Raw genomic sequence first — 24681 nt, forward strand, 5'->3', positions numbered from 1 at the left:
CGCCCATGAGGTGTCTCGTCACCGGTGGCAGCGGCTACTTCGGCTCGCTCCTCGTCGAGCGCCTCGTCGCCGACGGCCACGACGTCCGGAATCTCGATCTGCTCGCGGCCGAGCACCCCGACGGGGTCGAGTACGTCGGTGGCGACGTCCGTGACCGTGCGGCGGTCGCCGACGCGGTCGGCGGGTGCGATGTGGTGTTCAACAACGTCGCCCAGGTGCCGCTCGCACAGGACGAGTACCTGCTTCGCAGCGTGAACGTCGACGGGACGCGGGTGCTGCTCGACGCCTGCCACGACGCCGGCGTCGGCAAGGTCGTGCACACGTCGTCGAGCGCCGTCTTCGGCGTCCCCGACACCAACCCGGTGTTGCCGACCACGGTGCCCAAGCCGCAGGAGGCATACGGCCACGCCAAGCTCGCTGCCGAATGGGCGTGCCTCGACGCCGCTCGCGACGGCCTCGACGTGTCGATCGTGCGTCCGCGCACCATCCTCGGCCACGGGCGCCTCGGCATCTTCGGGATCCTGTTCGACTGGATCGCCGACGGGGCCGACCCCGTCGTGCTCGGTGACGGCACGAACCGCTACCAGTTCGTCCACGCCGACGATCTCGCCGACGCCATCGTGCGCGCCGGTTCGAGCGATGGCCCGGCGATCTTCAACATCGGCACCGATCGGTTCGGCACCATGGCCGACGCACTGCGCCACGTGTGCGAACACGCCGGCACCGGCTCACGGGTTCGCAGCGTTCCCGCCGGCCCGACGTCGGCGCTGATGAAGGCGACGGCTCGACTCGGTCTCACCCCGTTCGCGCCGTACCACTGGCTGATGTACTCGAAGTCGATGTGGTTCGACGTCGACCACGCTCGTGACCAGCTCGACTGGGCGCCGCGCTGGTCGACCGACGACATGTTCGCCCAGTCGTACGACTGGTACGTCGCCAACCGGGCGTCGACCGAGAGCGCCGACGCCAGCCACCACCGCCGCACGACACCACAAGGCGCGCTCCGAGCGGCCAAGCGCATCACCGGACTGTTCCCGCTCGCCCCGATCTCCGCATGACGACCGAACCGACCACCGCCGAGACCACCGACGGCACCACGAGCGAGACCCTCGATCCGGCCGAGGCGTCCGATCAGGAGGGGGCCGCTCCACTGACCGGAACCGCCGCGCCGCTCCGTCCGACGGGCTGGCAGCGACTCGACCCCCGTCGGTACGGGTGGTGGGACATCTTCGTCTACGCCGTGCCGGTGTACATCGTTTCTCGTTTGTGCGTGTTGGCCGGCGCTGCCGTCGTTGCGGCCGAGATCCGCGTCGACACCAACATCGCCGACGACATCGGGCTGGAGACACCCGACCCGCACGGAGCCGCACGGGGCAACGCCATCCGACCGATCGTCGACGTGCTGACGTCGTGGGACGGCAAGTGGTACATGGAGATCGTCCGGAACGGCTACCCACGTGAGATCCCGCCGAACGTCACGTACCACGTCGACGAGGCGCGAGCGGCGTTCTTCCCGCTCTACCCGATGATCGCCCGGTGGTTCGACGTCGTGCTTCCGGGTGGCGATGTGGCTGCGGCGCTCGCGGTGAACATCGTGTTGGGCATCATCGCCATCACGCTCATCGGCGTGCTCGCCCGTCGGTTGTACGGGCCCGCCGTCGGCCGGATGTCGGTCATGCTCGCCGCGCTCTTCCCCGGCAGCTTCGTGCTGTCGTTCGCCTACAGCGAGGCACTGATGCTCGTGCTGGCGGCGGCGTGCCTGCTGATGCTCGTCGATCGCGAGTGGGTCGCCGCAGGCCTGTTCGCTGCCCTGGCGACCGCGACGCGTCCGAACTCGGTGGCCCTCATCGTGGCGTGCGCCGTCGCAGCGTTCCTCGCGATCAGGGAACGACGTGAGTACCGCTCGTTGATCGCCGTGGCGCTGGCGCCGCTCGGCTTCATCACGTTCCAGCTCTGGCTCGGCCAACACGCCGGAGAGATGGGTGCATGGTTCCGGGTGCAGCGTGAGGCGTGGGGCGAGGGTGCGAGCTTCGGTTGGACAGCAGTGAAGAACACGGTCGATGCGTTCACGAACCCGCTGACCTCGCCGACCGACACCATCACCGCCATCTGTTTCGCCGCCACGATCCTGCTCGTGTACCTCGCGTGGCGGGTCAGGCTCCACTGGGTGCCCTTCGCCTACTCGCTGGCCGTCGTCGCATTGATGCTCGCTCCGGCCACCGTCACCGCCCGACCGCGGTTCATGTACGCCGCCTTCCCGCTCCTCATCGCCGCCGCGAAGTGGTACGAGCCCCACCGCACCCGTGACGAGCTGATCTGGCCGCTGACGATCGGTGCGTGCGGTGCCGGTCTCGCGGCCCTCACCGGCCTGTACGGAGTCTTCGGCGCGATCCCGTGAGCGACGACGAGCACCGCGACGACCGGCCGGACGACGATCGCCCGGCTGATGAGCGTGTCGCGTGGTGGCGTCGCCCGTGGGTCGGGGCGACAGCATTGTTCGCCGTCCTGGCGTACGTTCCGGCGCTGATCGCAGCGCCCGGCCGGATGACGGCCGACAGCAAGCTGTACCTGTACCTCGACCCGGGCCGCCTGATGGCCGATGCGCTCGGTTCGTACGATCCGCGCCAGTTCGCCGGATGGGTCCCGCACCAGCACATCTCCTTCGTCTGGCCGTCGGGGCCGTGGTACTGGGTGTTCGAACGGGTCGGTGCTCCCGACTGGATCGCACACCGGCTGTGGCTCGGCACCCTGCTGCTCACCGCAGCGCTCGGGGTGCGGTGGTGTGCCCGCCAACTGGGCCTGTCGCCACTGCCGGCCCTCGTCGCCGGCGTGGTCTACGAGGTGGCGCCGTACATCCTCCCGTACGTCTCGCGGACCTCGGTCATGCTGCTGCCGTGGGCGGGGCTGGGCTGGATCGTCGGGCTGACGATCCGGGCGACGCGCCGACCGGGATGGCGTGACCCGGCGCTGATCGCGTTGGTCGTGCTCACCGTGGGTGCCGTCAACGCCACCGCCTTGGCGATGATCGTGCCGGCACCGGTGCTGTGGCTCGTCCACGCCGTCTGGGGCCGATGGTGCTCGTGGCGCGAAGCGCTCGTGGTCGGCGCCCGAACGGCGCTCCTGTCGATCGGTGTCTCGTTGTGGTGGATCGCTGCGCTCGCCGTGCAAGGCCGATACGGCGCCGACGTGCTGCCCTACTCCGAGTCGCTCGCCGACGTGTCGTTCACGGCCACCTCCGCCGAGGTGTGGCGAGGGCTGGGCTACTGGCTCTTCTACATCCGAGATCCGTACGGAGCGACCACGACCGCGTCCTTGCGCTACCTCGAGTCGTCACTGGCCATCGCCATCGGGTTCCTCCTCCCCGTCATCGCGCTCGGGGCGCTCGTGTGGGTCCGGTGGGCGCACCGCCGCTTTGCGATGCTGCTCGTCGCTGCCGGCGTCGTGCTCGCCGTCGGCGTGCACCCGATCGACGACCGGTCGCCGCTGATGCGCATCCTGACCGGCGACGGTGAGTCGGGTCTCGCACTGGCGCTGCGCAGCAGCACGCGCGCCCTCCCGGTGATGAACCTCGGGCTGGCACTGGCGCTCGGCTCGCTCGTGGCCGGTGTCGCCCACGTGCGCTGGCGTTCGTGGTGGGCCGATCGGTTCGTCGCGATCGGCATCGTGGCGCTGGTCCTGCTCAACGTTCCGGCGATCTGGTCCGGCGCCTTCGTCGACCCGGCGCTCGAGCGCGATCAGGACCCACCGGTGGCATGGGCCGACGCAGCGGAGACGCTCGACGCCACCGGCGACGGCCGGGTGCTGATGCTGCCCGGCACCGAGTTCGGCGCCTATCGCTGGGGCTACACCGTCGACCAGCCGCTCCCGGGGCTGACCGAACGGGCGCTCGTGACCCGTGACCTGCTGCCGCTCGGGTCGCCGGCCGCGATGGACCTCTGGTTCGCGTTCGACGACCGTGTCCAGGACGGTGTCGCCGAAGCCGAGAGTCTCGAGACCATCGCCCGGTTCTTCGCGGCCGACGTGATCTGGTTGACGAACGACATCGCCTTCGACCGGTTCGGTCTGGCCCGGCCGGAGACGGTTCGAGACCTGGTGCTCTCCTCCCCCGCCGTGATCGACGTCGAGGCCTTCGGCGAGCCGGTGGTCAACGTTCCCGAGTTCGCCATGACCGACCCGACCGAGCTGGCCGACGATTCGGTCGGCGGCGCCAACGCGCCGGTCGAACTGGTCTTCCTCGGGACGGACGCCGAACTCGCCCGCGCGTACGACCGGACGGTCCTCGTCGCCGGCAGCGGCGACGGCGTCGTCGACCTGGCGGCCGCCGGGCTGCTGCCCGACGGTGTCGGGGTGCGTTACGCAGCCGACGACGTCGGCTCCTGGCCCAGCGATGTCGGCGTGATCGTCACCGATTCGAACCGCGATCAGGCCCGCCACTGGCGGAGTTCCCAGGACACGCGGGGTTTCACCGAGACGGGCGGGCCCGAGCAGGACGTGCTCGACGAGGTCGCGTCCGATACACGGCTGCCCGTTTTCGACGACGTGGACGCCACCGAGCAGACGACGGCAGAGCAGCGGGGTCCGGTCGTCGCGACGGCGTCGGCGTACGGGGAGCCGTTCGTGTACACGCCGGAGCGGCGAGCCGCGATGGCCGTCGACGGCGACCCGGCCACGGCGTGGATCGTGGGCGATCACGGTGATCCGATCGGGGAACGCCTCCGGCTGACGTTCACCGAGGGCTCACCGACTGGCCGGCTCCGCCTCCTCCAGCCCGACGCTCCGGGCGATCGCCGCATCAGTCGGATCTCGATCACCGAGGGTGCGTCCGAACTCAAGCCGGGCACGCGTCGTGACGTCACCGTCGAGCACGCCGACGACGGCTGGTCGTCGCCGATCGAACTCGACGCCGACACCACCGTGGTCGAGATCGAGATCGTCGAGGTCGAGGGCGGCGAGCCGTTCACACCGAGCATCGTCGCCGGCGTCGGGATCGCGGAGATCGATCTCGGCCTCGAACCGACGCTCGAGGTCGTCGTGCCCCCGGCCGTCCCCGAATCGGTCGACCCGGAGATGCCGCTCGGTTGGGCGCTCACGCGGTGGCGAACCGACCCGCTCGACCCGTGGCGCTCCGACCCCGAGCCGACTTTGGTGCGGGAGATCACGACCGATGCGCTGCGTACCGTGACCGTGTCACCGACCGTCCGTCTCGACGCTCGTGCCACCGACGCCGAGCTCGCCGACCTCTTCGACTGGCCGGCAGTCGCATCGAGCCGGCTCATCGGCAGCATCGAGCACGCCGGTGTCGCCGCCCTCGACGGTGATCTCGCCACGACCTGGATGTCCGACTTCGACGAGGCCGTCGGTGCACGGCTGACGATCGGGAACGTCACCGAACCGGTCGAGCGCATCGTGCTCACCCAGCCGATCGACGACATCTCGGCCATCACCGAGGTCGAGATCACCGGTGGCGGCGTCACCGAACGGCTGTCGGTGATACCCGACGAGAACGGCACCGCCGTGCTCGACCTCGCGGCCGCAGTACCGCCCGGTCGACTCGCCATCGAGGTCACCGCCATCGATCCGGTCGTCACCCTCGACCGCCGGTACGGCGACCCGTTCGTCACCCCGGTCGCCGTGGGGGAGGTCCGATTCGACGGGGCGCCGTCGGTCGACCCGATCGAGGAGCTGGCGTGGACCGGCGAGTGTGTCGTCGTCGCCACGATCGACGACGAACCGGTCCGGGCGACACTCTCGATCGACGACCCGTCGGTCCTCGACGGGGCCCCGCTCTCGGCGACGCCGTGCACCGACACGATCGAACTCGACGTCGGCAACCACCTCGTCGTCGGAGCCGACGGCCCGTTGCAGCTCGATCGCCTCGTGCTCGACGACGGGGTCCGGTCGGCGGTCGAGCGCACCGGAACCGCACCGCGGGTGTCCGTGCTCGACGAGCACCGGTACGGCGGTTCGTACACCGTCACCGGCTGCCAGGACGGCTGCTGGTTCGTCTACGGCGCCGGCTACAACGAGGCGTGGGCCGCCGACATCGCCGGTGAGGACGCCGGCCAGCCCGACCTCGTCGACGGCGGCTTCAACGGCTGGTGGATCCAGCCGACCGATGGCGAGGTCACCGTTGAGGTGCGGTGGGCAGCACAGCGCACCCTGACGATCGCCGTCGTGCTCACCGTCGTGTCGATCCTGGCGTGCATCGTCCTCGTCGGGCTCGCTCACCTCCGGCGTCGCCGCGACCGGGCTCCGGCGCCGAAGGCGGTCGTGGCGGTTCGCCGCCGGGCCACCCCGCTCTCCCGTCCCGGTGCAATCGTCGGCGGTGCGGTGTGGATCATCTCGTCGTTCCTCCTGATCGGGCCCTGGGGTGCGCTGTGGGGCGCAGTGGGAGGCGCTGCGCTCCTGGTGACCGGCCGGCGCCTGTTGCCCGCTCTCACGGCCGTTGCGACCGTCGTCGGAGTCGGCGGGTACGTCGTGGTCGTCGAGCGATCGGAGATGTTCCGGGCCGACGGGGGCTGGCCCGACCGGTTCTCGTCGATGCACTCGTTCGGGATGTTCGCCGCGGCATGCGTCGTCACCGCCGCCGTTGTGGCCGACGACGCGTCCGCCGACCGGTCGGTGGGAAGCGGCACGGTGCCGCCCCCTGCCACGAACCCGTCCACCCCACCGGCGTCGGCGCTACCGTCCGAGCCGTGACCGCCGTCGACGAACGCTCACGATCGACCCGCGCCGCCTGGTGGGCGGTCGTGGCCAGCCCGCTCCTGTTCGCCGCCGTCGTCCTGTTGTGGCGCCCCTGGGCGCCGACGCTCGACATGGCCATGACCGAGTTGCGCGTCCGCGACGTCGGCGGGCGCAACACGCCCCTGGTCGGTCTCCCCGGCCGCATCGGCGACTTCCCCGATCAGGGCAACCACCCCGGGCCGTGGTCGTTCTACCTCATCGCCCCGTTCTACTGGCTGAGCGGCCGCAGGGCCTGGGGTCTCGAGTTCGGCAGTGCCGTGCTCAACATGGCGACGATCGGGCTGATCATGTGGCTGGGCCACCGCATCGACCGGCGGTGGGGTGCGATCGTCGCCGGCGCCGTTGCGGCGGTTGCCGTGCGCGGCTACGGGCTGTCGGTCCTCACGCATCCGTGGAATCCGTATTTTCCGGTACTGATCTGGCTCGTGGTGCTGTTCGCCACCTGGCTCGTCGTGCGGGGCGACCACGCCGTCCTGGTCGTCGTGGTGGTCGCGGCGACGATCGCCGCCCAGACCCACATCCCGTATCTCGTCAACGGCGTGCCGATGTGTGCGCTGGCGATCGGTGCGGCGCTCTGGCACCGTCACCGATCCGACGACGAGCACGAACGACGCTCGGTCCTCCGATCGCTCGGGATCGCCGTCGGGGTCGGGGCGATCTTCTGGCTCCCGCCGTTCGTCGACCAGATCGTCCGCGACCCGGGCAACATCCGGATGATCATCGAACACTTCCTCGGCGAACCCACCGACCGCCGCGTGGCCGCGTCCGAGGCGGTCCGCGTCTTCTTCCGCCATCTCGATGTCATCGCGCTCGGCCCCGACCTCCTCACCGAAGCCGACGCCTTCGTGTACCGGTCGGGGCTGCCCGGCGGCAACGGGATCGGTGGCGTGGTGATCTTCGCGCTGTGGGTCGGTGCCGCCGTGTGGGCCTTCCGCCGCCGGCACGCCTCGCTGATGGCACTGCACGTCGTGTTGGCCACGGCGCTCGTGATGCAGCTGCTGTCGATCAGCCGGATCTTCGGCAAGGTCTGGTACTACCTGACGCTGTGGGCGTGGGGCACCACGCTCCTCGTCGCCCTCTCGATCGTGTGGACGGCGTGCGTGGTGATCGCCGAGCATCGTGCCGATCTCCGGCTCCGCGAGCGCGTGCCCTACGTCGCCGGCGGTGTCGCCGTCGTCGTCACGGTGGCGTCGATCGTCGCATCGTTCGGGCTCGACGTGCCCGATCCGCAGCTCTCCGGACCGCTGCGCACGGTGATGCCCGACACCGTCGAGGCCATCGACGACGGCGTCGGTGCCGCCGTCGGCCCGGACGGAACGTATCTCGTGTTCTGGCAGGACGCCTTGTTCATCGGGTCGCAGGGCTACGGGCTCGTCAACGAACTCGAACGCCGCGGCTACGACGTCGGCGTGCACGACACCTGGCGGGTCCCGGTGACCCCACATCGGGTGCTCCCCTTCGGCGAGTACGACGCCGAGGTGCACCTCACGACCGGCATCTTCATCGACGAGTGGCGGGCACGCGACGGCTTCGTCGAGGTCGCCTACACCGACGACCGCAGCGACGACGAACGCGAGCGCTACGACGAGCTGCGTGCGTACGTGCTGGAGCGGCTCGTCGAGGAAGGCCGCGACGATCTGGTGCCCGTGGTCGACGAAAACCTGTTCGGCGCGTCGCTCGATCTCGATCTCCCCCAGGACATCGTCGACGCGATGAGCGAGATGATCGAGATCGGCCTGCCGATCGCGATCTTCATCGCCCCGAGCGGCAACAGCTTCTGACGTCGATGACGACGGCAGGATGCGGCGTCAGTGGCGATCGCGACCGAACAGGCGGTTCACGACCGCCCATCGGGTGACCCGCCACATCGACTCGGCGATGATCGTCGGCGACATCTTCGACGAGCCGAGCGTGCGATCGGTGAAGGTGATCGGCGTCTCCTCGATCCGGTAGCCCTGGTGATCGAGCCGACGGATCAGCTCGGTGAGGAAGGCGTAGCCCTCGGCCCGCGTCGTACCGGGGTCGATCGACGCGAGCACGTCGGAGCGATAGGCCCGGTAGCCGGCGGTGCAGTCGCGGACGTGGATCCCGAGCACGGCGCGGGTGTAGGCGTTGCCCCAACGGGACAGGACTCGGCGTCGCATCGGCCAGTTCGCCGTGCCGCCACCCTCGACGTACCGCGAGCCGATCACGACGTCGGCGCCCTGCTCGATCAGCTCGAGCATCGTCGGGATCACCGCCGGGTCGTGGCTGAGGTCGGCATCCATCGACACGATCACGTCGTAGTCCTCGGAGAGCACCGTCCGGAAGCCGGCTCGGTAGGCGGCTCCGAGACCGTCCTTGGCATCGCGGTGGAGCAACCGGATACCCGGATCGTCGGCTCCGAGCTCGCGCACGATGTCGCCGGTGCCGTCGGGACTGTTGTCGTCGACGACCAGGAGTTCGATGTCGGTGCTCACCGCTCGCAGGGCGCGCACGTACGGACGGATGGTCTCCGCTTCGTTGTAGGTGGGCAGCACGACGATCGAACGCACGAGCACGGCAATCTACTGGTCGTGGCCGCCCGAACGCAGGACTTCGGCGTGGAGGGCGGCGGTGAGCCCGAGTGCCGAACGCTCCCAGGTGAGCGATGCGCCCCACTCGCGAGCTCCTGCGGCGAGACGGTCGAGCCAAGGCCGATCGTGCAGCAGCTCCACCATCGTCGTGGCGAGTCGGTCGGGTGGGACGAGGACGCCCGAGCGGCCGTCGAGCACGCTGTTGCGATGACCGCGGATGTCGGTGGCCAGTGCAGGCGTGCCGCACCCGGCGCCTTCGGTGAGGCTGAGACCCCATCCTTCGGCGATCGATCCCGATGTGACGAGCCACGAGGAGCGATAGAGGTCGATCAGGTCGGCGTCGTCGACGCGGCCGGCGAGGCGGATGTAGCCACCGGCGCCCGCGGCGTCGATCCGCGCCTGCAGTTCGTCGGCGAGCGGGCCCCGTCCGACGATCGTCGCCGTGAGTCCGTCGACCTCGCGGCGTGCGGCGACGACGGCGTCGATCACCCGGTCGAACCGCTTCACCGGAGCGAGACGGCCGACGGCAACCACCGACGGCTGCGCGGTCTTGGTGCCACCGGGTGAGAAGCGGGGGTCGACGCCGTACGGGACCGCCAGCACCCGGTCTGGCCGGAATCCGAGTTCGAGCAGCTCGTCACGGCTGGTCTCGGCCCCGGTGACGGTGAGACCGCGCCGGTAGAACGGCGGCGCCAGTCGCGACTCCAGAAAGCGTCCGGCGGGGCCCAGCGGCCCGGGCAGCATCTGATCCCACATCGGACCGTGGACGTGGTGCAGCACCGTCACGCGAGGGCGCCGGCACCAGATCGGTGAGAACCACGGCACGCCGTTCCAGATCTCGACCAGCGCGTCGTACGGGCCCATGCGCCGGGTCAGCTCGGACGCCACCGTCCGGCCGAACACCGTGTAGCGACTCCCCCGTCGCACCACCCGGTAGCCGTTGCGCTCGGCTTCGGTCGGCAGCCCCTCGGCGTACGACGTGCGGTGCAGCACATCGAGGCCGAGATCGGCCCACCGCCGCATCACCTCGTCGGCGTGCACCTCTGACCCGCCGGCATCGGCGTCGTCGAGGTCGCGCCAGGCGAGCACGTGGACCCGCCGGATCCCGCGCTGTCGGAGGTCGTCGACGTACCACGCCAGATCGTGCTCGGGCACGGGGTTCAGGGCGTTCACGGGGTTCCTTCCTCGATCAGCTCGACGGCGACCGGCGGGTCGACGTCGACCCACACGACGGTGCTCGGGTCGTCGCGCCGTTCCTCGGCATCGGCACCGGCCCACAGCACGAGGGTGGTCGTCTCGGTGCCGTCGGCGACGCGGTCGGCACCGAAGCGGCGCTCCTGCATCTCGGAGATGAAGCGGTAGTCGACACCTCGGGCTCGCAGCACCACGGCGGTCGGGTACCCGTACGAGTGGCCGAAGTACATGTTGGTCTGGTCGATCACGACGGGACCGTCGAGTGGCACGTCGTCCAACTGTTCCATCAGCGATGCGACGCCGGCCTGGTCCATCTCGTAGCGGCCGACGTCGGGCACCTGGAGCGAGACCGGCACGTTCGCGAGAGTCAGCAGGCCGACGACGCCGACCACGCCGAACGATGCTCGGCGGTCGTCGAGCCACCGATCGACCGTGTCGAGCCGGCTGAGGGCCACGGTGGCGCCGATCAGCAGGAAGGTCGCCGTCGGCCACAGCCACCGATAGTTGAACGGGGTCAGCCCGAAGACCGTGATCGGGAGCTGTGACGCGTCGATGACGGCGGCGCCGACCGCCGCCGTCGCGACGGCGAACCCGGCCGCCGCAGCCGGACGGCGACGCAGGAAGGCGAACATGGCCAGTGCTGCGAGACCGATGGTGAGGAGGATCACGGCAGCGGCCGCCACGGTGCTGTCGAGTAGCTCGGGGTCGAAGTCGGCATAGCCGCGCCGGACGTACGAGCCGGGGTCGAACAACATGCCGCCCACGATCGATGCCGCCGTGCGCAGCCCGGGCTGCTCGCCGGTGCCCGGTGAGGCGAGCACGTCGGTGAAGTTCCCCCAGACGAAGAGCTGGTCGTACGCCGTCTGCCACCAGAGCACCACGGCGAGGACGGCCGACGTCGTCCACGGACGGATCCAACGCGAACGTTCGTCGGATCGCCACCACGCCGCGACCTGCCCCGCCACCGCGACGGCGCCGACCGACGCCACCAGGATCGGGTAGCTCAGGTGCGTCTGAGTGAGCAGGCTGGCCGTCGCCACCGCCGGCACCATCGCCCAGCGATCGCCCGCCGCTGCGGCCCACGCCGCCACCAGGAAACAGAGATACGTGAGCAGCAGGAACTGGTGCTGCCGGGGGGTGATGAGCATCTCACTCCCCATCGTCCACGTGAGCAGTCCGATCGGGACCATCGATACGAGCGTCGCCCGTCGCCCACCGATGCGGCCGAGCAGCCAGGCGGCGACGACCACGGCCGCGATGTTGATCAGTCCGACGGCGATCGCGGTGCCGCCCGACGGGGCGATCCGGGTGAAGGGCGCGAGCAGGTCGAGTTGGAGCGGACCGAGGTTGTTCACGCTCCGGTCGACGCCGACGGATCCGGACGACCAGGCGCCGAGCCACGGGTGATGTTCGGTCGCGACGTCCATCGAGCGCAGGGTGAAGTACGCGTCGTCGCCGATCGGGACCCAGTCGGACGCCGCCGCGCGGACTGCGTGCCAGCCGATCGGGAAACAGACCAGGAACGTCGCCAGCACGTCGAGTCGGCGGGCGAACGATCGCAGCGCCGACGGAGCGCGGGAGGCGGTGTCGGCGGTCGTCATGGCAGTCGGCAAGGGTAACCGTGGCGCGGCCCTCGCGGGTGGGTACCTTGGTCGATCGTGCCGTCCGCGCCCTCGTCTCGAACCTCCACGCCGTACGTGCTCGGTGGTGGCTTCCGCTGGGGGTTCGGTGGCGTCTCCTGGCTCGGACGGGCGGCGATCGCACTCCTGATCGTGGTCCTGATCGCACCGATCCGTGGCCTGTACAAGGCGACGGGGTCGTCGCTCGAAGAGGGCTTCATGCTCGTCTTCCCCAACCTGGTCCAGCAGGGGTGGGTGCCGAACCGCGACTTCCTCCATCTGTACGGTCCGACGTCGCTCGACTCGTTGGCGCTCTGGTACCGGGTGTTCGGCGACACGCTCGAGAGCGAGCGCACGTTCGGACTGCTGCAGAACCTCGCGATCGTCGCGGCGATCTACACCCTGGCGCGGGTGTCGGGCCATGTCGCGGCCGTCGGTGCCGCCCTGGTTGCGGCGATGTTCGTCATGACACCGATCGGGCTCACCGCCCTGGCGTGGCACGGCGGCGTGGCGCTGGCACTGTGGGCGACCGTGTACGGCGCACGCGCCCGGGCGACCGGGCAGCCCGCCGACTGGTGGCGTGCAGCGATCTTCGCCGGCCTCGCGCTCGGCTTCCGGCCCGACCTCGTCGTCGCCCTCGGGCTGACGCTGGCGTTCCTGCTGTGGCCACTGCGGCGTCACGCCTCGACCCTGTTGATCGCGTTCGCGGGACTCATGGTCGGTCTGCTCCCGATGTGGTGGCACCTCGGTCGGGCGGGCCTCCGGACGGCGTTCGAGGGCATGGTGCTCGAACCGGTCGTCGATCTGCGCCCGGGCCGCGAGCTGCCGGCGCCGCCGTCGTGGGACAAGATCGACGGCGCCCTGCAGGCGGTCGCCGAAGAACCGGCGCCCCGCTGGTGGCTGCCCGCCCCGCAGGCCAGCCATCAGCTCTACCTGTGGTTCTGGGCGGTCGTGATCGTGGCGATCGGCACGCTGGTCTTCGCTGCGTGGCGCTACCGGCGAGCGACCACCGAACAACCGCCCGAGACGGTCGAGGCGGACGGTGCAGCCGAGACGGACGGCGACCGGGACGGCGGCTCGTTCGTGCCGTTGGGCCGCACCGAACTGCTGCCGCTGCTCGCCGGGGCCGTGTTCGGCTTCGGGATCATCCCGCAGGCCCTCCAACGTCCCGACTCGGCACACCTGGCGTGGGTCGCGATGGTGTCGTGGCCGATCCTCACGGTCTTGCTCGTCGATCCGATCCGCCGCCTCGTGCCACTGTTGCGACCGTCGTGGGCGGGGGCCACCGCTGCCACCGCACTGATCGGGATCGTGATGATCGTGATCTGCCCCTTCTACACGTACCGGATGTACGCGCTGCACACCCGGGTGTCGATCGGCCAGATCCCACCGCCGTTCGAGATCCAGCGGGGCGACCATCGCTTCTGGGTCGGCGACGCCGCCGTGGCTCGTGCCGTGAACGACATGATCCCCGACCTCGAGGCGCTGATGGACGACGGCGACACCCTGATCGTCGGGCCGGGCGACCTCAGTCGGACCGTCTACGCCGACACGTACATCTACTGGCTGTTCCCCGAGCTCGAACCCGGCACCCGGTACATCGAGATGGACCCGGGACTCGCCGACCAGGCCGACTCGGGCCTCGCCGAGGAGATCGCCGCGGCCGACTTCGTCGTGCTCACGAACACCTGGAGCGGCTGGTACGAGCCGAACGCCTCGATCGAGCAGGGCTCGCAGGAACACAACCGCGCCGTCGCCGACCACCACTGCCTGGTGCAGAGCTACGAGACGAACCTCGTGCTGCTGTTCGCCGCGTGCGAGGGCGGCGGAGGACTCGACCCGGTCACCATCGCCGGCCGCGAGAACGCCATCGGCGGCGGCGGAGTCGAGTCGGCGATCCCCTGACCGGCATCCATCGCGGCCGAACGGGACGGCTGCGTGCAGGTTCTCGGTGGCGGTGGTCCGGGATCTCGGACGGGAGCCGCCGAGAACCGGGGTCGTGTCGTTCTCGGCGGCGGTCGCTCGGCTGCGTCAGCCGAGCGGCAGGCGCCGGAAGATGGGGCGTGGGACGTGCCGCAGAGTCATGAAGACGTAGCGGAGGATGCCCGGCGTCCAGACCGTGTGCTTGCCCTTGCGCATCGCCTCGGCGGTGAGTTCGCCGACGACACGAGGCGTCGTGGCGAACGGGGCCGACTTCATGCCTCGGGTCATCTTGCTGTGCACGAAACCGGGGCGGACGACCGTGACGCGGACACCGGTGCCCTGGAGAGCGTCGCCGAGCCCCTGTGCGAACGCGTCGATGCCGGCCTTCGACGAGCCGTACACGTAGTTCGAGGCGCGGGCCCGCTCCCCCGCCACGCTCGACAGCACCGTGATGTGCCCGTGCCCCTGGCGCCTCATCTGTGCCGCCGTGGCGAGGCAGGCCGTGACCGCGCCGGTGTAGTTCACGTGCACGACCTCGGCGGCGGCCTGCGGGTCGGCGTCGAAGTCGGCCTGATCGCCGAGCTGGCCGAACGCCACCACGACCACGTCGAGATCGCCGTGGTCGGCGGCGAGCCCGCGGACGAACGGATCGTGCGTGTCGGTCGCCGCCGCGTCGAAGTAGGTCGTGACCACGTTCAGCCCGTCGCGCGCGAACTCGTCGGGGTTGGCCTCGTCGGGTCGCCGACAGGCGAGCACGAGGGTTCGCGTGGCCGGGGTGACGAGCTGTTCGACGATCGCTCGTCCGATCTCGCTGGTGCCGCCGAGCAGCACGATGGTCTGGGCTTCGTGGAGGGCGTTCTGCATGGGTCCTCTTCGGGGTGGGGTCAGGTGAGGCCGAGTCGGCGACTCTGGTCGCTGGCCCAGACGCCGGCCGGGTCGACGCGCTCGCGGACCGCCTGCCACTCGGCGAGGCGCGGGTAGCCGCGACGGAACGTCTCGGCCGACATCGAGGCGTCCTTGGCGAGATAGTGGCGTCCGCCGACGGCGAGGACCATCCGGTCGAACTCGCCGAGCAGGGTGCCGATCCGTCGGTGTGCGACACCGATGTCGACCGCGAGCTGCCACCCCGACTGGGGGAAGCTCAGCGGTGCCGGATTGCCCGGCCCGAACCGCTTCAACACCGTCATGAAGATCGGCAGTTGTGCGGCGGCGAGCCGGTGGATGATCGACACCATCGTGTCGACGGCGTCGTCGGGCACGTGGAACTGGTACTGGACGAACCCTTCGGCTCCGTAGACCCGGTTCCAGTTGCCGACCAGGTCGAGCGGATGGAAATACGTCGGAATCGACTGGAGTTCGCCGGTGCGCTGACGCGGTGCCTTGCGGAACCACATCTCGTTGAACGCCTTGACGGTGAGCTTGTTGATCACGCCGTGGGGCGGCACGAGCGGGGGCATCACGGCGATCTGATCGGCTGCGTAGCCGAGCGGGTCGTTCGATGCCGCCGGATCGAGCTGGTCGGTCACGGCGTGTGCGCCGTTGGTCAGGACCCCGCGGCCGACGCGTCGTCCGGTCGCCAACAGGTCGAGCCACGCGACCGAGTACCGGAAGTCGGATTCGCTCGCCACCATCTCGGTCATCACGTCGTCGAGCGAGTCGAGCCGGTAGGTGTCGACCGAGATGCGGCTCGTCTCGATCGGCAGGAGCCGGAACGTGACCTCGAGCATGAGCCCGGTGAGGCCCATCCCACCGACGGTCGCCCAGAACAGCTCCGGGTCGTCGTCGGGGCCGACATCGACGACGGTCGTGTCGGCCAGCATCATCCGGATGTTGGTGACGTGGTTGCCGAACGATCCGTCGAGGTGGTGGTTCTTGCCGTGGATGTCGCTCGCGACGGCACCGCCGATCGTCACGTAGCGGGTGCCCGGTGTGACGGGGACGAAGAAGCCCCGGGGCACGATGACCCGCAGGACGTCGTCGAGGCTGACACCGGCGCCGACCGTGGCCGTGCAGGCCTGCTCGTCGACGACGATCGATCCGGGAGCCAGACGCAGGACGTGGCCGCCACCGTTCTGCGCCGGGTCACCGTACGACCGGCCGAGGCCGCGAGCGATGCCGCCGCGGGCGGGCAGGTCTTTGATCGCCGTCGCCGCCACCTCGTCGTCGATGTCGACGACCACCGCACCGGACGGGTTCGTCAGACCGAAGCCGGTCAGCTCGGCCCGATGCGATTCGAGTTGGTCGCGCGCACCCATCGATCGTGAGGTTACCGGTGTGCCGGACGCCGGTCGGCTCAATACGGCCACTCGCGGCCGCGCAGGATCTTGGCGCTGATCAGCACCTTCAGGATCACGTTCTTGGCGAACCAGGGCACCTGAGCGAGCTGTCGACCGGCGTTCTTCCACGACGACACGCCGGTGTCGGCGCGATAGATCGCGAGCGACCGTGAACGGCCGACGTAGCGCCAACGCTGCGACCAGAGCAGTTCGCGGCCGATGGCACCGGTGACGCCGATGCTCGAGAAGCTGTCGTGGATCAGCATCGTGCCGCCGGGCCGTACCTTGGCACCCCACTGCCGGATGTCGGCGAGGGCGGGGCCGTACCGGTGGGCTCCGTCGATGTAGAGCACGTCGATCTCGGCGACCTCGCCCAGCGCCTCGTCGGAGAACATGCGGAGGTGTCGGACCCGGTCGGCGACGCCGGCGCGTTGCAGGTTCGCGTTGAACCGTGCGTGGTCGCTCTCGGCGTCGTCGGCATAGCCCTCGATCTCCTGCGGGCCGCGGTCGTTGCCGGCGTGCGGATCGATCGCCGTCACGGTGGCGCCGTCGGGTGCGGCCGAGGCGAGGATGATGGTCGACCGGCCCTGGAACGAACCGATCTCGACGATCGTGCCGCCCTCCGGCGCCGACGCGGACGCGTCGTACAGCGCCCGGGCCTGACCGTCGGTCATCCAGCCGTCGACGTCGGCCACCGACGCCCATGCAGTCGAGAAATCGATCACGTGTACACCGCCAGTCCGAAGATGATCACCCACGACAGGCCGAGCAGCTGCAGGACGCGATCGTTCGAGAAGACTTCTTCCGGCGCGGCGCCGTGTCCCTGGTCGAGGACGAGTGCGTACCGCAGGAACGCCGCCAGCATCGGCACGACCGACAGCTCGTACAGCGGCAGGTCGGAGGCGGCGATCTCCTTGGTCTCGAACGCCCACACGCAGTAGCTCACCAGCGCCCCGCCACAGCTGACGGCGAGGACGAAGCTCAGGTACCGCTCGCTGTACTCACCCAGCGTCGAACGCACCGAGACTGCACCGTCGCCCAGCTCGCGGGCCTCGGCGTAACGCTTGCCGGTCACGATGAACAGCGAGCCGAAGGTGGTCACGAGGACGAACCAGCTCGACATCGGCACGTCGACGGCGTAGGCGCCGCCGGCGGCGCGGAGGACGAACCCGGAAGCGATCGCGATCAGGTCGAGCACGGCGATGTGCTTCCACACGGCGCTGTAGCTGAGCGTGACCGCCAGATAGGTGGCGACGACGAGCACCGCCTTCCAGCTGCCCGTGAGGGCCATCGCCCCGAGCGCCAGCACGGGCAGGATGACGCCCATCGTGCGGCCGAGCCCGAGCGAGACCTCACCCGCCGCGATCGGGCGGCGAGACTTGGTGGGGTGCGCTCGGTCGGCTTCGACGTCGAGCACGTCGTTCCAGAAGTACGTGCCACTCGCTGCGAGGCAGAACGACACGAACGCCAGCACCGTCTTGAGGAGCTGATCGGGTTCGTCGAGGACGCCCGCGGCGCCGGGGGCGGCGAACACGAGCACGTTCTTGGCCCATTGGCGCGGGCGGGCGCATCGAAGCAGGGGTGGCATGGCGGATCAGGGCGCCACGCTAGCCAGCGGTTCGGTCACCCAGACGGGATGGTCGGCCCACTCGAGCAGCTCGCGGTCACCGGCGGAGTCGCCATAGGCCCACAACGTGACGTCGTCGCGGCGGAGGCCGCGCCCGGCCATCCACTCGTCGAGGCGGCGGACCTTCTCCGGGCCGCGGCAGTTCGGGCCGTCGAGCCGGCCGGTGCATCGGTCGTCGGTGACCTCGAGGCGGGTTGCGACGACCCCGTCGACGCCGAGCCGGTCGCCGACCACGTGGACGTACTGCTCGTACGACGCCGACACGATCACGACGAGGTGGCCTCGTTCCCGGTGCCAGGCGAGTCGGGCGGCCGTGTCGTCACGGAGCAGGCCGTCGGCGATCGAGACCCCGTAGTCGTCGGCCAGCCGCTCGACGTCGGCGATCGGTCGTCCGCTGAACACGACCTCGGTCGCCACGGAGCGCAGCAGGTGCCGGTCGCGGCGAGCGAGCGCCTGGAAGGTGCGCACGCCGCGCATGGCGACACCCGCCCCGATCCGACGCCGTGACGCCATCAGACGGAGGAACGGCACGACGGTGTCGCGCCGGGTCAGCGTCTCGTCGAAGTCGAACGCGGCGATCGTCGTCGGCGAGCTCACGTCGTGACGGCCGACAGCATCTGCCAGAAACCGGGCCAGCTCTTCGACACGACGTCGGGCTCGGCCACCTCGACGTCGCCGATGCGGCTCCCGAGGACGCCGAAGGCCATCGCCAGTCGGTGATCGTGGTGGGTGTCGACGCGTCCGCCGTGCCAGCCCTCGGCGGACGGGCGGATCTCGAGTCCGTCGTCGGTTTCGTCGATGTCGACGCCGAGACGCCGCAGCTCGTTGGTGAGATCGCCGAGCCGGTCGCTCTCCTTGGCACGGATGAACCCCACGCCTCGGATCCGGGTCGGCGACGACGCACACGCCGCCACGATCGCGACGGTCGGAACGAGATCGGAGATATCGCTCATGTCGACGTCGATCCCGCGGAGGACGCCCCCGGATTCGACGGTGACGGCCGACGTCGTGCGGGTGACGGCGCACCCCATCGACGCCAACAGATCGGCGAACCTGGCGTCTCCCTGCAGCGCCCCCAGGCCGAGGCCCTCGACCGTCACCCGTCCGCCGCAGACCGCGGCGAGTGCGAGCGGATAGCTGGCCGACGAGGCGTCGGGTTCGATCGTCACCTCGCCCGCCCGGTAGCTGCCGTGGGGCACGGCGATCCGGTCGTGCGTCCGCTCGATGCCGTCGACACCGAACCACCCCATCACGTCGGCCGTGAGGTCGACGTAGGGCACGGAGACGAGCGGCGAGGTGAGCTCGATCACGAGTCCGTTGTCGATCGCCGGCCCGATCATCATCAACGCCGAGACGAACTGGCTCGACACGTCGCCACGGAGCGACACGCCGGTGCCGTTCGGTGGCCCGGTGATCGTGAGTGGGAGATGTCCCGGCTGTTCGCCGAATTCGATGCCCACGCCGAGCTGGGTGAGCGCGTCGAGCAGTGGTCCGAACGGTCGGCCACGCAGCGGCGGATCGCCGTCGATCGTGATCGGGGTGGATCCGAGGGCGACCAGCGCCGTGAGGAACCGTGATGTGGTGCCGGCGAGCCCGGCGTGCAGCGTGGCCGACGGCCAGTTCCCGCCGTGCCCGTCGATCACGGCACGTTCGCCGTCGTGGGTGACCGCGACGCCGAGCGCCTCGACCGCGGCGAGGAGCGCCGTCGTGTCGTCGCCGTCGGGGAGGTTCGACAGGGTGCTGGTGCCGTCGGCGAGCGCTGCACAGACCAGTGCACGGTTCGCGATCGACTTGGAGCCGGGTACGGCGACCACGGCGTCGATTCGTCCGGACGGTGCGACGCGCATCGTGGTGCTCATGTCAGCGCCGTGATCGACGGCTTGAAGCCGCGGGCGATGAGGCCGCCCTTGAAGACGTCGCTCGACGCGGCGTCGATCAGCACCACGGCGACGCCGCGGTTGCCCTCGGCGAGGTGCACGACCTCGAAGTTGGCGATGTTGACGCCGAGATCGGCGGCGAGGGTGAACACCTCGGCCGCCGCGCCGGCACGGTCGGGGATGCGGATCCGGACCTCGACGAGTTCCTCGGGGTGCACCACTCGTCCCGGCAGGTTGGTGCGCGCCTCACGGGCGCCGGTGAGGGCGGCCAACAGGGCGTCTCGGTCGTCGGCGGCGACCGTCTCGCGCATCGACGCCAGCCCGGTGATCAGCTCGTCGAGGGCGGCGATGATCGCCGTCCGGTTCTCGGCGCAGATGTCGAGCCAGATGTCGGGACGGCCGGACGCGATGCGGGTCATGTCACGGAAGCCGCCCGCCGCCAGGCGCAGCAGGGGTGCGTGTTCCTCGGCACGATCGACGGCGAGGCGCATCAGCGTGGCCGCCGTGAGATGGGGGACGTGGCTGACGACGGCGACGACCTGGTCGTGTCGATCGGGCGACAGGGCGACCACCTCGGCGCCGAGCTCGCGGAGCACGCCGGTGATCTTGGCGAGGGTGACGTCGTCGGTGGTCGGAACCGGTGTCACGACCCAGACCGCACCGTTGAACATCTCCGGGTCGGCGCCGTCGAGCCCGTCGAGTTCGCTGCCGGCCATCGGGTGGCTGCCGACGAAGCGGGGGTCGTCGCACTGCTCGCTGACCATCGACTTCACGGAGCCCACGTCGGTCACGACGCCCTTGGTCTCGCGCAGCGCTCGCCCGACCTGGTCGGCGACCGCGAGCACGGGGACCGCGACGAAGGTGATGTCGGCGTCGGGCGCCAGGCCACCGGCGTCGATCACGCCGAGTTCGACGGCTCGCGTTTCGGTGCCGGGGCGGGTGTCGTCGCCGTGGACCCGCCATCCGCGCTGGCGGAGCCCGATCGCGATCGATCCACCGATCAGGCCGAGGCCGATCACGTTCGCAGTTCGCTGGGTCACGGGCGCCGATCGTACCGACGTCGCCGCGTCGGGCCCCATTGCGTTGCCGTCACGAGGTGGCGACCGCTTCGGCGAGCGCCCGGCGTTCGCCCGTCGACAGCTCGCGCCAGTCGCCCGGCCGCAGCGAGCGGTCGGTGATGGGGCCGATGCGTGTCCGGACGAGCCGCAGGACCGGGTGGCCGATCGCGTCGCACATCCGCCGGACCTGCCGGTTGCGGCCCTCGTGGATCGTGAGCCGGAGTACGCCCGGTGACGGTTGCGATGCTGCGGCGGGCGCCGTCAGCCCGTCGTCGAGCTCGACACCGTCGCGCAGACGACGCAGGCCGCCCTGACTGACCCGACCCTTGACGTGGACGAGGTACTCCTTCTCGACGCCGTGGCTCGGGTGCGTGATGCGATGCGCCAGGTCGCCGTCGTTGGTGAGCAGCAGCAGCCCTTCGGTGTCGACGTCGAGTCGGCCCACCGGGAAAACCCGGGGTTCGCTCGGCACGAGATCGACGACGGTTCGGCGGCCGTGGGTGTCCTTGGCGGTCGTGACGACACCCGTCGGCTTGTTGAGCAGGTAGTACACCAGCCCCGGCTTGACACCGACCGGTGCGCCGTCGACCTCGATGCGGTCCTGCTCCGGATCGACGCGTCGGCCGAGCTGGGCCACGTCACCGTTCACGGTGACCCGACCTTCGGCGATCAGTTCCTCACACGTGCGTCGACTGCCCCACCCGGTGGAGGCGAGCACCTTCTGGAGCCGCTCCCCCGTCGGCAGCTGCTTGCGCTGTTCGGCCCACTGCTCCCACAGTGGCGCCTCCGGCTCGTCGGGATCAGACGGCGTCGTCATCGTCGGGCGGCGCACCCGCGCCGGGGTCCGGGGCCTGGGAGTCGATCGACTCGACGTGCTCGACGTGATCGTCCTGGTCGCCGTGGTCGTCCTGCTCGACGTGGTCGTCCTGCTCGCCGTGGTCGGGAGCTGCGTCGGGCGTGTCGTCGGTGACCGGTGCCGCGTCGAGATCGGGCAGGTCGACCGGGGCGACCCGGAGACCGTGTTCGAGCGCTTCGACGACGTCGGCGTCGGGGATGAATTCGGCGATCGGTGGCAGGTCGTCGAGGGTGTCGAGGCCGAGCTTCTCGAGGAACATCGGCGTCGTGCCGAACAGCACCGCCTGGCCCGGACCGTCGTCGCGGCCGATCTCGTCGATGTAGCCGCGCGCCTGGAGTGTCCGGATCACGCCGTCGGGGTCGACACCGCGGATCGACGCGACCTGTGCCCGCGAGATCGGCTGCTTGTAGGCGATGATCGCCAGTGTCTCGAGCGCTGCACCCGACAGGCGCGCCTTCTGGTCGTGCAGCACGAACCGTTCGACGTACGGCGTCTGGTCGGGGTGCGTCTGGTACCGGAAGCCGCCGGCGACGCGACGCAACTCGAAGCCGCGTCCCTGCTCGACGTACTCGGCGGCGAGCTCCTCGCACCACTGCTCGACGAGCGCGATCGGCTGCTCGAGCAGTTGGGCCAGCAGATCGGTCGGGACCGGATCATGGCTGACGATGATGACGGCCTCGATGGCGCGCTTGAACGATGCGATCTGTTCCTCGACGGGCACGAGTTCGTCGGACATGCGGACAGTTCTACCTGCTGGAAAGCCGTGCCGTCAGCGGCAGGTCGGATCAGCCGTCGTAGGCGTCGATCAGGATCGCTTCGGCGGAGGCGTCGGCCGGTGCCGACCAGATCACCTCGATGTCGCCGAACCGATCGGGCTGGTCGACCTCGACGTACCCCTGCTTGAAGAGTTCGAGCACGGCGAGGAACCGGACGATCACCTCGATCCGGTCGGCGAGATCGGCGGTGAGGCGACGGAACGAGATCCGGCCCGCCCGCGGCAGTTCGTCGATCAGCTCGGCGACGGCGTCGGCCACCGTGACCTTGATCGGGTTGACGTGGAACAGGTCGACGATCGGCTCGGGGCGCGGCGTGAGCGCCCGGATCGCAGCGCTCTGGAAGCGGCGCAGGCTGGTTCCCTCGAGCAGGTCGGGCATGAGGCCGGCGAACCGCTCGTCGGGACCGACGGTGCGCGGGAACGACAGATCGGCTTCGTCGGCGAGGCCGCTGAAGACCTGGGCGACGTCTTTGAAGGTCTTGCACTCGATGAGGCGGGCGAGCAGCAGGTCGCGCTCTTCCCACAGGGCGAGTTCCTCGTCGAGGTCGACGTCGCCGGAACCCGGGAGGAGGCGGCGCGTCTTGAGCTCGACCAGGGTGGCGGCGATGAGCAGGAACTCGGTGGCCACGTTCAGGTCGAGTGCCTGCATCTGCTCGATCTCGTGCAGGTAGGCGTCGACGATGCGCGACAAGTTGACCTCGTACAGGTCGACCTGTTCTTTCAGGATCAGCTGGAGCAGCAGATCGAACGGGCCGTCGTAGACGGGGGTGGTCACGTCGATCGACATGGGCGCCAGCTTACACCGTCGAAATCACATCGCTGTAACGCCCACGGCGCCCGTCGGCGTCACTCCGGGTTCTGACGTGCCCGGTGGGCGGCCGTGTGGGTTCGGCTCGCGCAGCGGGGGTCGGTGCAGAACCGTCGGGAGTGGTTCTTCGTCGTGTCGTGGAACACCCGATTGCAGTCGTCGGCAGCGCATCGCCCGAACCGGTCGGTGCCGTGATCACACACCGCCTGCGCCAACGCCATGAGCAGATCGACCGCCACCTGATGAGCGAACGGTGTGCTCGGCCCGGTCCAGTGGATGTGGAGCGCGAAGCCGTCGTGCGCACTGAGCGATGGCGCAATGGCGGCCGCCTCGAGCTGAGCGTTGAGGGCGTCGACGGCGCTCGACAGGTCGATGTCGGGCAGGGACCGCACCAACCGCCCGACCGAGACGAGCCGATCGGCGAAGGCGCCGAGTTCGGCGTCGGTCGCGCCACGCGCCCGCAAGAACTCGAACTCGACGAGGACGGCACGCAGCCGCTCGAGTTCGGACAGCACCTCGTGGTCGGGCAGCGGTTCGCCCGCCGAGATGTTCGCCAGCTCGACGGCGGCATCGACCGTGAGCCTGATCTCGTCGTCGATCGAGTTGGCCCGCACGTGCATGACGACATCGTACCGACTCCCCGCGGAGACGTTCGTCACAGTGCGTAAGGGTCTATATCGTTTATGCTCCACACAATGTCCACCCAGCTCCTCACCGTCGTCGTCATCGCCGCCAACGCCGTCGGCGCCACCATGGCGATCCCGCAGGCCCGCAAAGTGCTGCGAAGCCGCCGGGTCGACGGGGTTTCCCCGGTCTGGGCTGCCGTGTCGGCAGCAGTCAACGCTGCATGGGTCCCGTACGGAGTCGCGATCGGCGATCTGGGGATCCTGCCGGTGAGCATCGTCTCGGTGATGGCGTATCTGACGATTGCCGTTGGCATCTGCCGCTACGGCGACACCCCGGTCGTCGACGTCGTGGCCCGCATGGTGGTGAGCGCGGTCGGCATCCTGATCCTCCCCGCCGCCGTGCTCGTGTCGCAGGGCTGGGTCGCAGCGGGCGTCGCGCTCGGTCTGCTGTACGGCGTGCAGCTGACGCCGGCCGTCGTGGCCGTCTACCGCACCGCCGACGTGAGCGGCGTGTCGGTGGCGACCTGGGTGATCGCCTTCACCGAAGCGGCGCTCTGGGGTGTGTACGGCTTCGGGCGTGCCGACGCCGGCCTGTTGAGCCTGGCGGCCAGCGGCATGTTCATGGCGTCGCTCGTGCTCGCCCGGCTGATGGTGCGGCGTCCGCGCCGCGACCGCTCGACCGACGTCATGCCGGCCGGGCTCGGCCTCTCCCCCGCCTAGACCATCCGGGAAACCGCATCGGC

General features: G+C 70.0%; 20 protein-coding genes. 6 read left to right on the plus strand and 14 right to left on the minus strand.

Features of this window, described 5'->3' with window-relative positions; all coding sequences use genetic code 11:
• Positions 1–5: 5 nt before the first annotated feature.
• Genes BDK89_RS10405 through BDK89_RS10420 form a run of 4 tightly spaced genes read left to right on the plus strand, consistent with a single transcriptional unit; the run spans position 6 to position 8525 of the window.
• Positions 6–1058 carry an NAD-dependent epimerase/dehydratase family protein gene (locus tag BDK89_RS10405; protein ID WP_133868886.1) on the plus strand — a complete coding sequence of 351 codons (1053 nt, stop codon included), beginning with the start codon at positions 6–8 and terminating at the stop codon, positions 1056–1058.
• Positions 1055–2398 carry a glycosyltransferase family 39 protein gene (locus BDK89_RS10410; protein WP_133868887.1) on the plus strand — a complete coding sequence of 448 codons (1344 nt, stop codon included), beginning with the start codon at positions 1055–1057 and terminating at the stop codon, positions 2396–2398. Before BDK89_RS10405 ends, BDK89_RS10410 begins: the two co-directional genes overlap by 4 nt.
• Positions 2395–6699, plus strand: a complete 4305-nt coding sequence (locus tag BDK89_RS10415) for an alpha-(1->3)-arabinofuranosyltransferase domain-containing protein (protein ID WP_133868888.1) — start codon at positions 2395–2397, stop codon at positions 6697–6699. The genes BDK89_RS10410 and BDK89_RS10415 overlap by 4 nt, the downstream gene beginning before the upstream one ends.
• Positions 6696–8525, plus strand: coding sequence for a hypothetical protein (locus BDK89_RS10420; protein WP_133868889.1), 1830 nt, complete (start codon positions 6696–6698; stop codon positions 8523–8525). Before BDK89_RS10415 ends, BDK89_RS10420 begins: the two co-directional genes overlap by 4 nt.
• A 27-nt stretch (positions 8526–8552) precedes the next feature.
• On the opposite strand, the gene BDK89_RS10425 is transcribed toward BDK89_RS10420, so the two are convergent.
• The 3 genes from BDK89_RS10425 to BDK89_RS10435 are packed head-to-tail and all read right to left on the minus strand — an operon-like array spanning position 8553 to position 12094.
• Positions 8553–9278 (minus strand): polyprenol monophosphomannose synthase, encoded by a 726-nt coding sequence (locus tag BDK89_RS10425; protein ID WP_133868890.1) that lies wholly within the window; start codon positions 9276–9278, stop codon positions 8553–8555.
• A gap of 12 nt (positions 9279–9290) precedes the next feature.
• Complete coding sequence (locus BDK89_RS10430; RefSeq protein ID WP_243839141.1) at positions 9291–10472, minus strand: glycosyltransferase family 4 protein; 1182 nt, start codon at positions 10470–10472, stop codon at positions 9291–9293.
• A complete protein-coding gene (locus BDK89_RS10435; protein WP_133868891.1) occupies positions 10469–12094 on the minus strand; it encodes a hypothetical protein in 1626 nt (541 codons plus the stop codon). Before BDK89_RS10435 ends, BDK89_RS10430 begins: the two co-directional genes overlap by 4 nt.
• 57 nt (positions 12095–12151) lie before the next feature.
• Between BDK89_RS10435 and BDK89_RS10440 the strand changes: the two genes are divergently transcribed.
• Positions 12152–14017 (plus strand): glycosyltransferase family 39 protein, encoded by a 1866-nt coding sequence (locus tag BDK89_RS10440; RefSeq protein ID WP_133868892.1) that lies wholly within the window; start codon positions 12152–12154, stop codon positions 14015–14017.
• 126 nt (positions 14018–14143) lie between these two features.
• Here BDK89_RS10440 and dprE2 read toward each other — a convergent pair whose 3' ends face one another.
• The 11 genes from dprE2 to BDK89_RS10495 are packed head-to-tail and all read right to left on the minus strand — an operon-like array spanning position 14144 to position 23932.
• Positions 14144–14899, minus strand: coding sequence for a decaprenylphospho-beta-D-erythro-pentofuranosid-2-ulose 2-reductase (dprE2, locus tag BDK89_RS10445; protein WP_133868893.1), 756 nt, complete (start codon positions 14897–14899; stop codon positions 14144–14146).
• A gap of 20 nt (positions 14900–14919) precedes the next feature.
• On the minus strand, positions 14920–16290 hold the full coding sequence (gene dprE1, locus BDK89_RS10450) for an FAD-binding protein (protein ID WP_133868894.1): 1371 nt from the start codon (positions 16288–16290) through the stop codon (positions 14920–14922).
• A gap of 38 nt (positions 16291–16328) precedes the next feature.
• The gene (locus BDK89_RS10455) at positions 16329–17036 is read right to left on the minus strand and encodes a class I SAM-dependent methyltransferase (RefSeq protein WP_243839142.1); all 708 of its coding nucleotides are present in this window, start codon (positions 17034–17036) and stop codon (positions 16329–16331) included.
• Positions 17033–17899, minus strand: a complete 867-nt coding sequence (locus BDK89_RS10460; RefSeq protein ID WP_133868895.1) for a decaprenyl-phosphate phosphoribosyltransferase — start codon at positions 17897–17899, stop codon at positions 17033–17035. The genes BDK89_RS10455 and BDK89_RS10460 overlap by 4 nt, the downstream gene beginning before the upstream one ends.
• 6 nt (positions 17900–17905) lie before the next feature.
• Positions 17906–18535, minus strand: a complete 630-nt coding sequence (locus BDK89_RS10465; protein WP_166657510.1) for an HAD family hydrolase — start codon at positions 18533–18535, stop codon at positions 17906–17908.
• Complete coding sequence (aroA, locus tag BDK89_RS10470) at positions 18532–19797, minus strand: 3-phosphoshikimate 1-carboxyvinyltransferase (protein WP_208294029.1); 1266 nt, start codon at positions 19795–19797, stop codon at positions 18532–18534. The genes BDK89_RS10465 and aroA overlap by 4 nt, the downstream gene beginning before the upstream one ends.
• Positions 19794–20855 (minus strand): prephenate dehydrogenase/arogenate dehydrogenase family protein, encoded by a 1062-nt coding sequence (locus BDK89_RS10475; RefSeq protein WP_166657511.1) that lies wholly within the window; start codon positions 20853–20855, stop codon positions 19794–19796. Before BDK89_RS10475 ends, aroA begins: the two co-directional genes overlap by 4 nt.
• Before the next feature lie 49 nt (positions 20856–20904).
• Positions 20905–21690 carry a pseudouridine synthase gene (locus BDK89_RS10480; RefSeq protein WP_133868898.1) on the minus strand — a complete coding sequence of 262 codons (786 nt, stop codon included), beginning with the start codon at positions 21688–21690 and terminating at the stop codon, positions 20905–20907.
• On the minus strand, positions 21674–22465 hold the full coding sequence (scpB, locus tag BDK89_RS10485; protein WP_133868899.1) for an SMC-Scp complex subunit ScpB: 792 nt from the start codon (positions 22463–22465) through the stop codon (positions 21674–21676). The genes BDK89_RS10480 and scpB overlap by 17 nt, the downstream gene beginning before the upstream one ends.
• Before the next feature lie 49 nt (positions 22466–22514).
• Complete coding sequence (locus tag BDK89_RS10490; protein ID WP_133868900.1) at positions 22515–23291, minus strand: segregation and condensation protein A; 777 nt, start codon at positions 23289–23291, stop codon at positions 22515–22517.
• Between the two features lie 59 nt (positions 23292–23350).
• Positions 23351–23932 carry a CGNR zinc finger domain-containing protein gene (locus BDK89_RS10495; protein ID WP_133868901.1) on the minus strand — a complete coding sequence of 194 codons (582 nt, stop codon included), beginning with the start codon at positions 23930–23932 and terminating at the stop codon, positions 23351–23353.
• Between the two features lie 75 nt (positions 23933–24007).
• Between BDK89_RS10495 and BDK89_RS22395 the strand changes: the two genes are divergently transcribed.
• Positions 24008–24658 carry a hypothetical protein gene (locus tag BDK89_RS22395; protein WP_243839143.1) on the plus strand — a complete coding sequence of 217 codons (651 nt, stop codon included), beginning with the start codon at positions 24008–24010 and terminating at the stop codon, positions 24656–24658.
• The last annotated feature ends 23 nt before the right edge of the window (positions 24659–24681 follow it).

The organism is Ilumatobacter fluminis (assembly GCF_004364865.1).
GTDB lineage: Bacteria > Actinomycetota > Acidimicrobiia > Acidimicrobiales > Ilumatobacteraceae > Ilumatobacter > Ilumatobacter fluminis.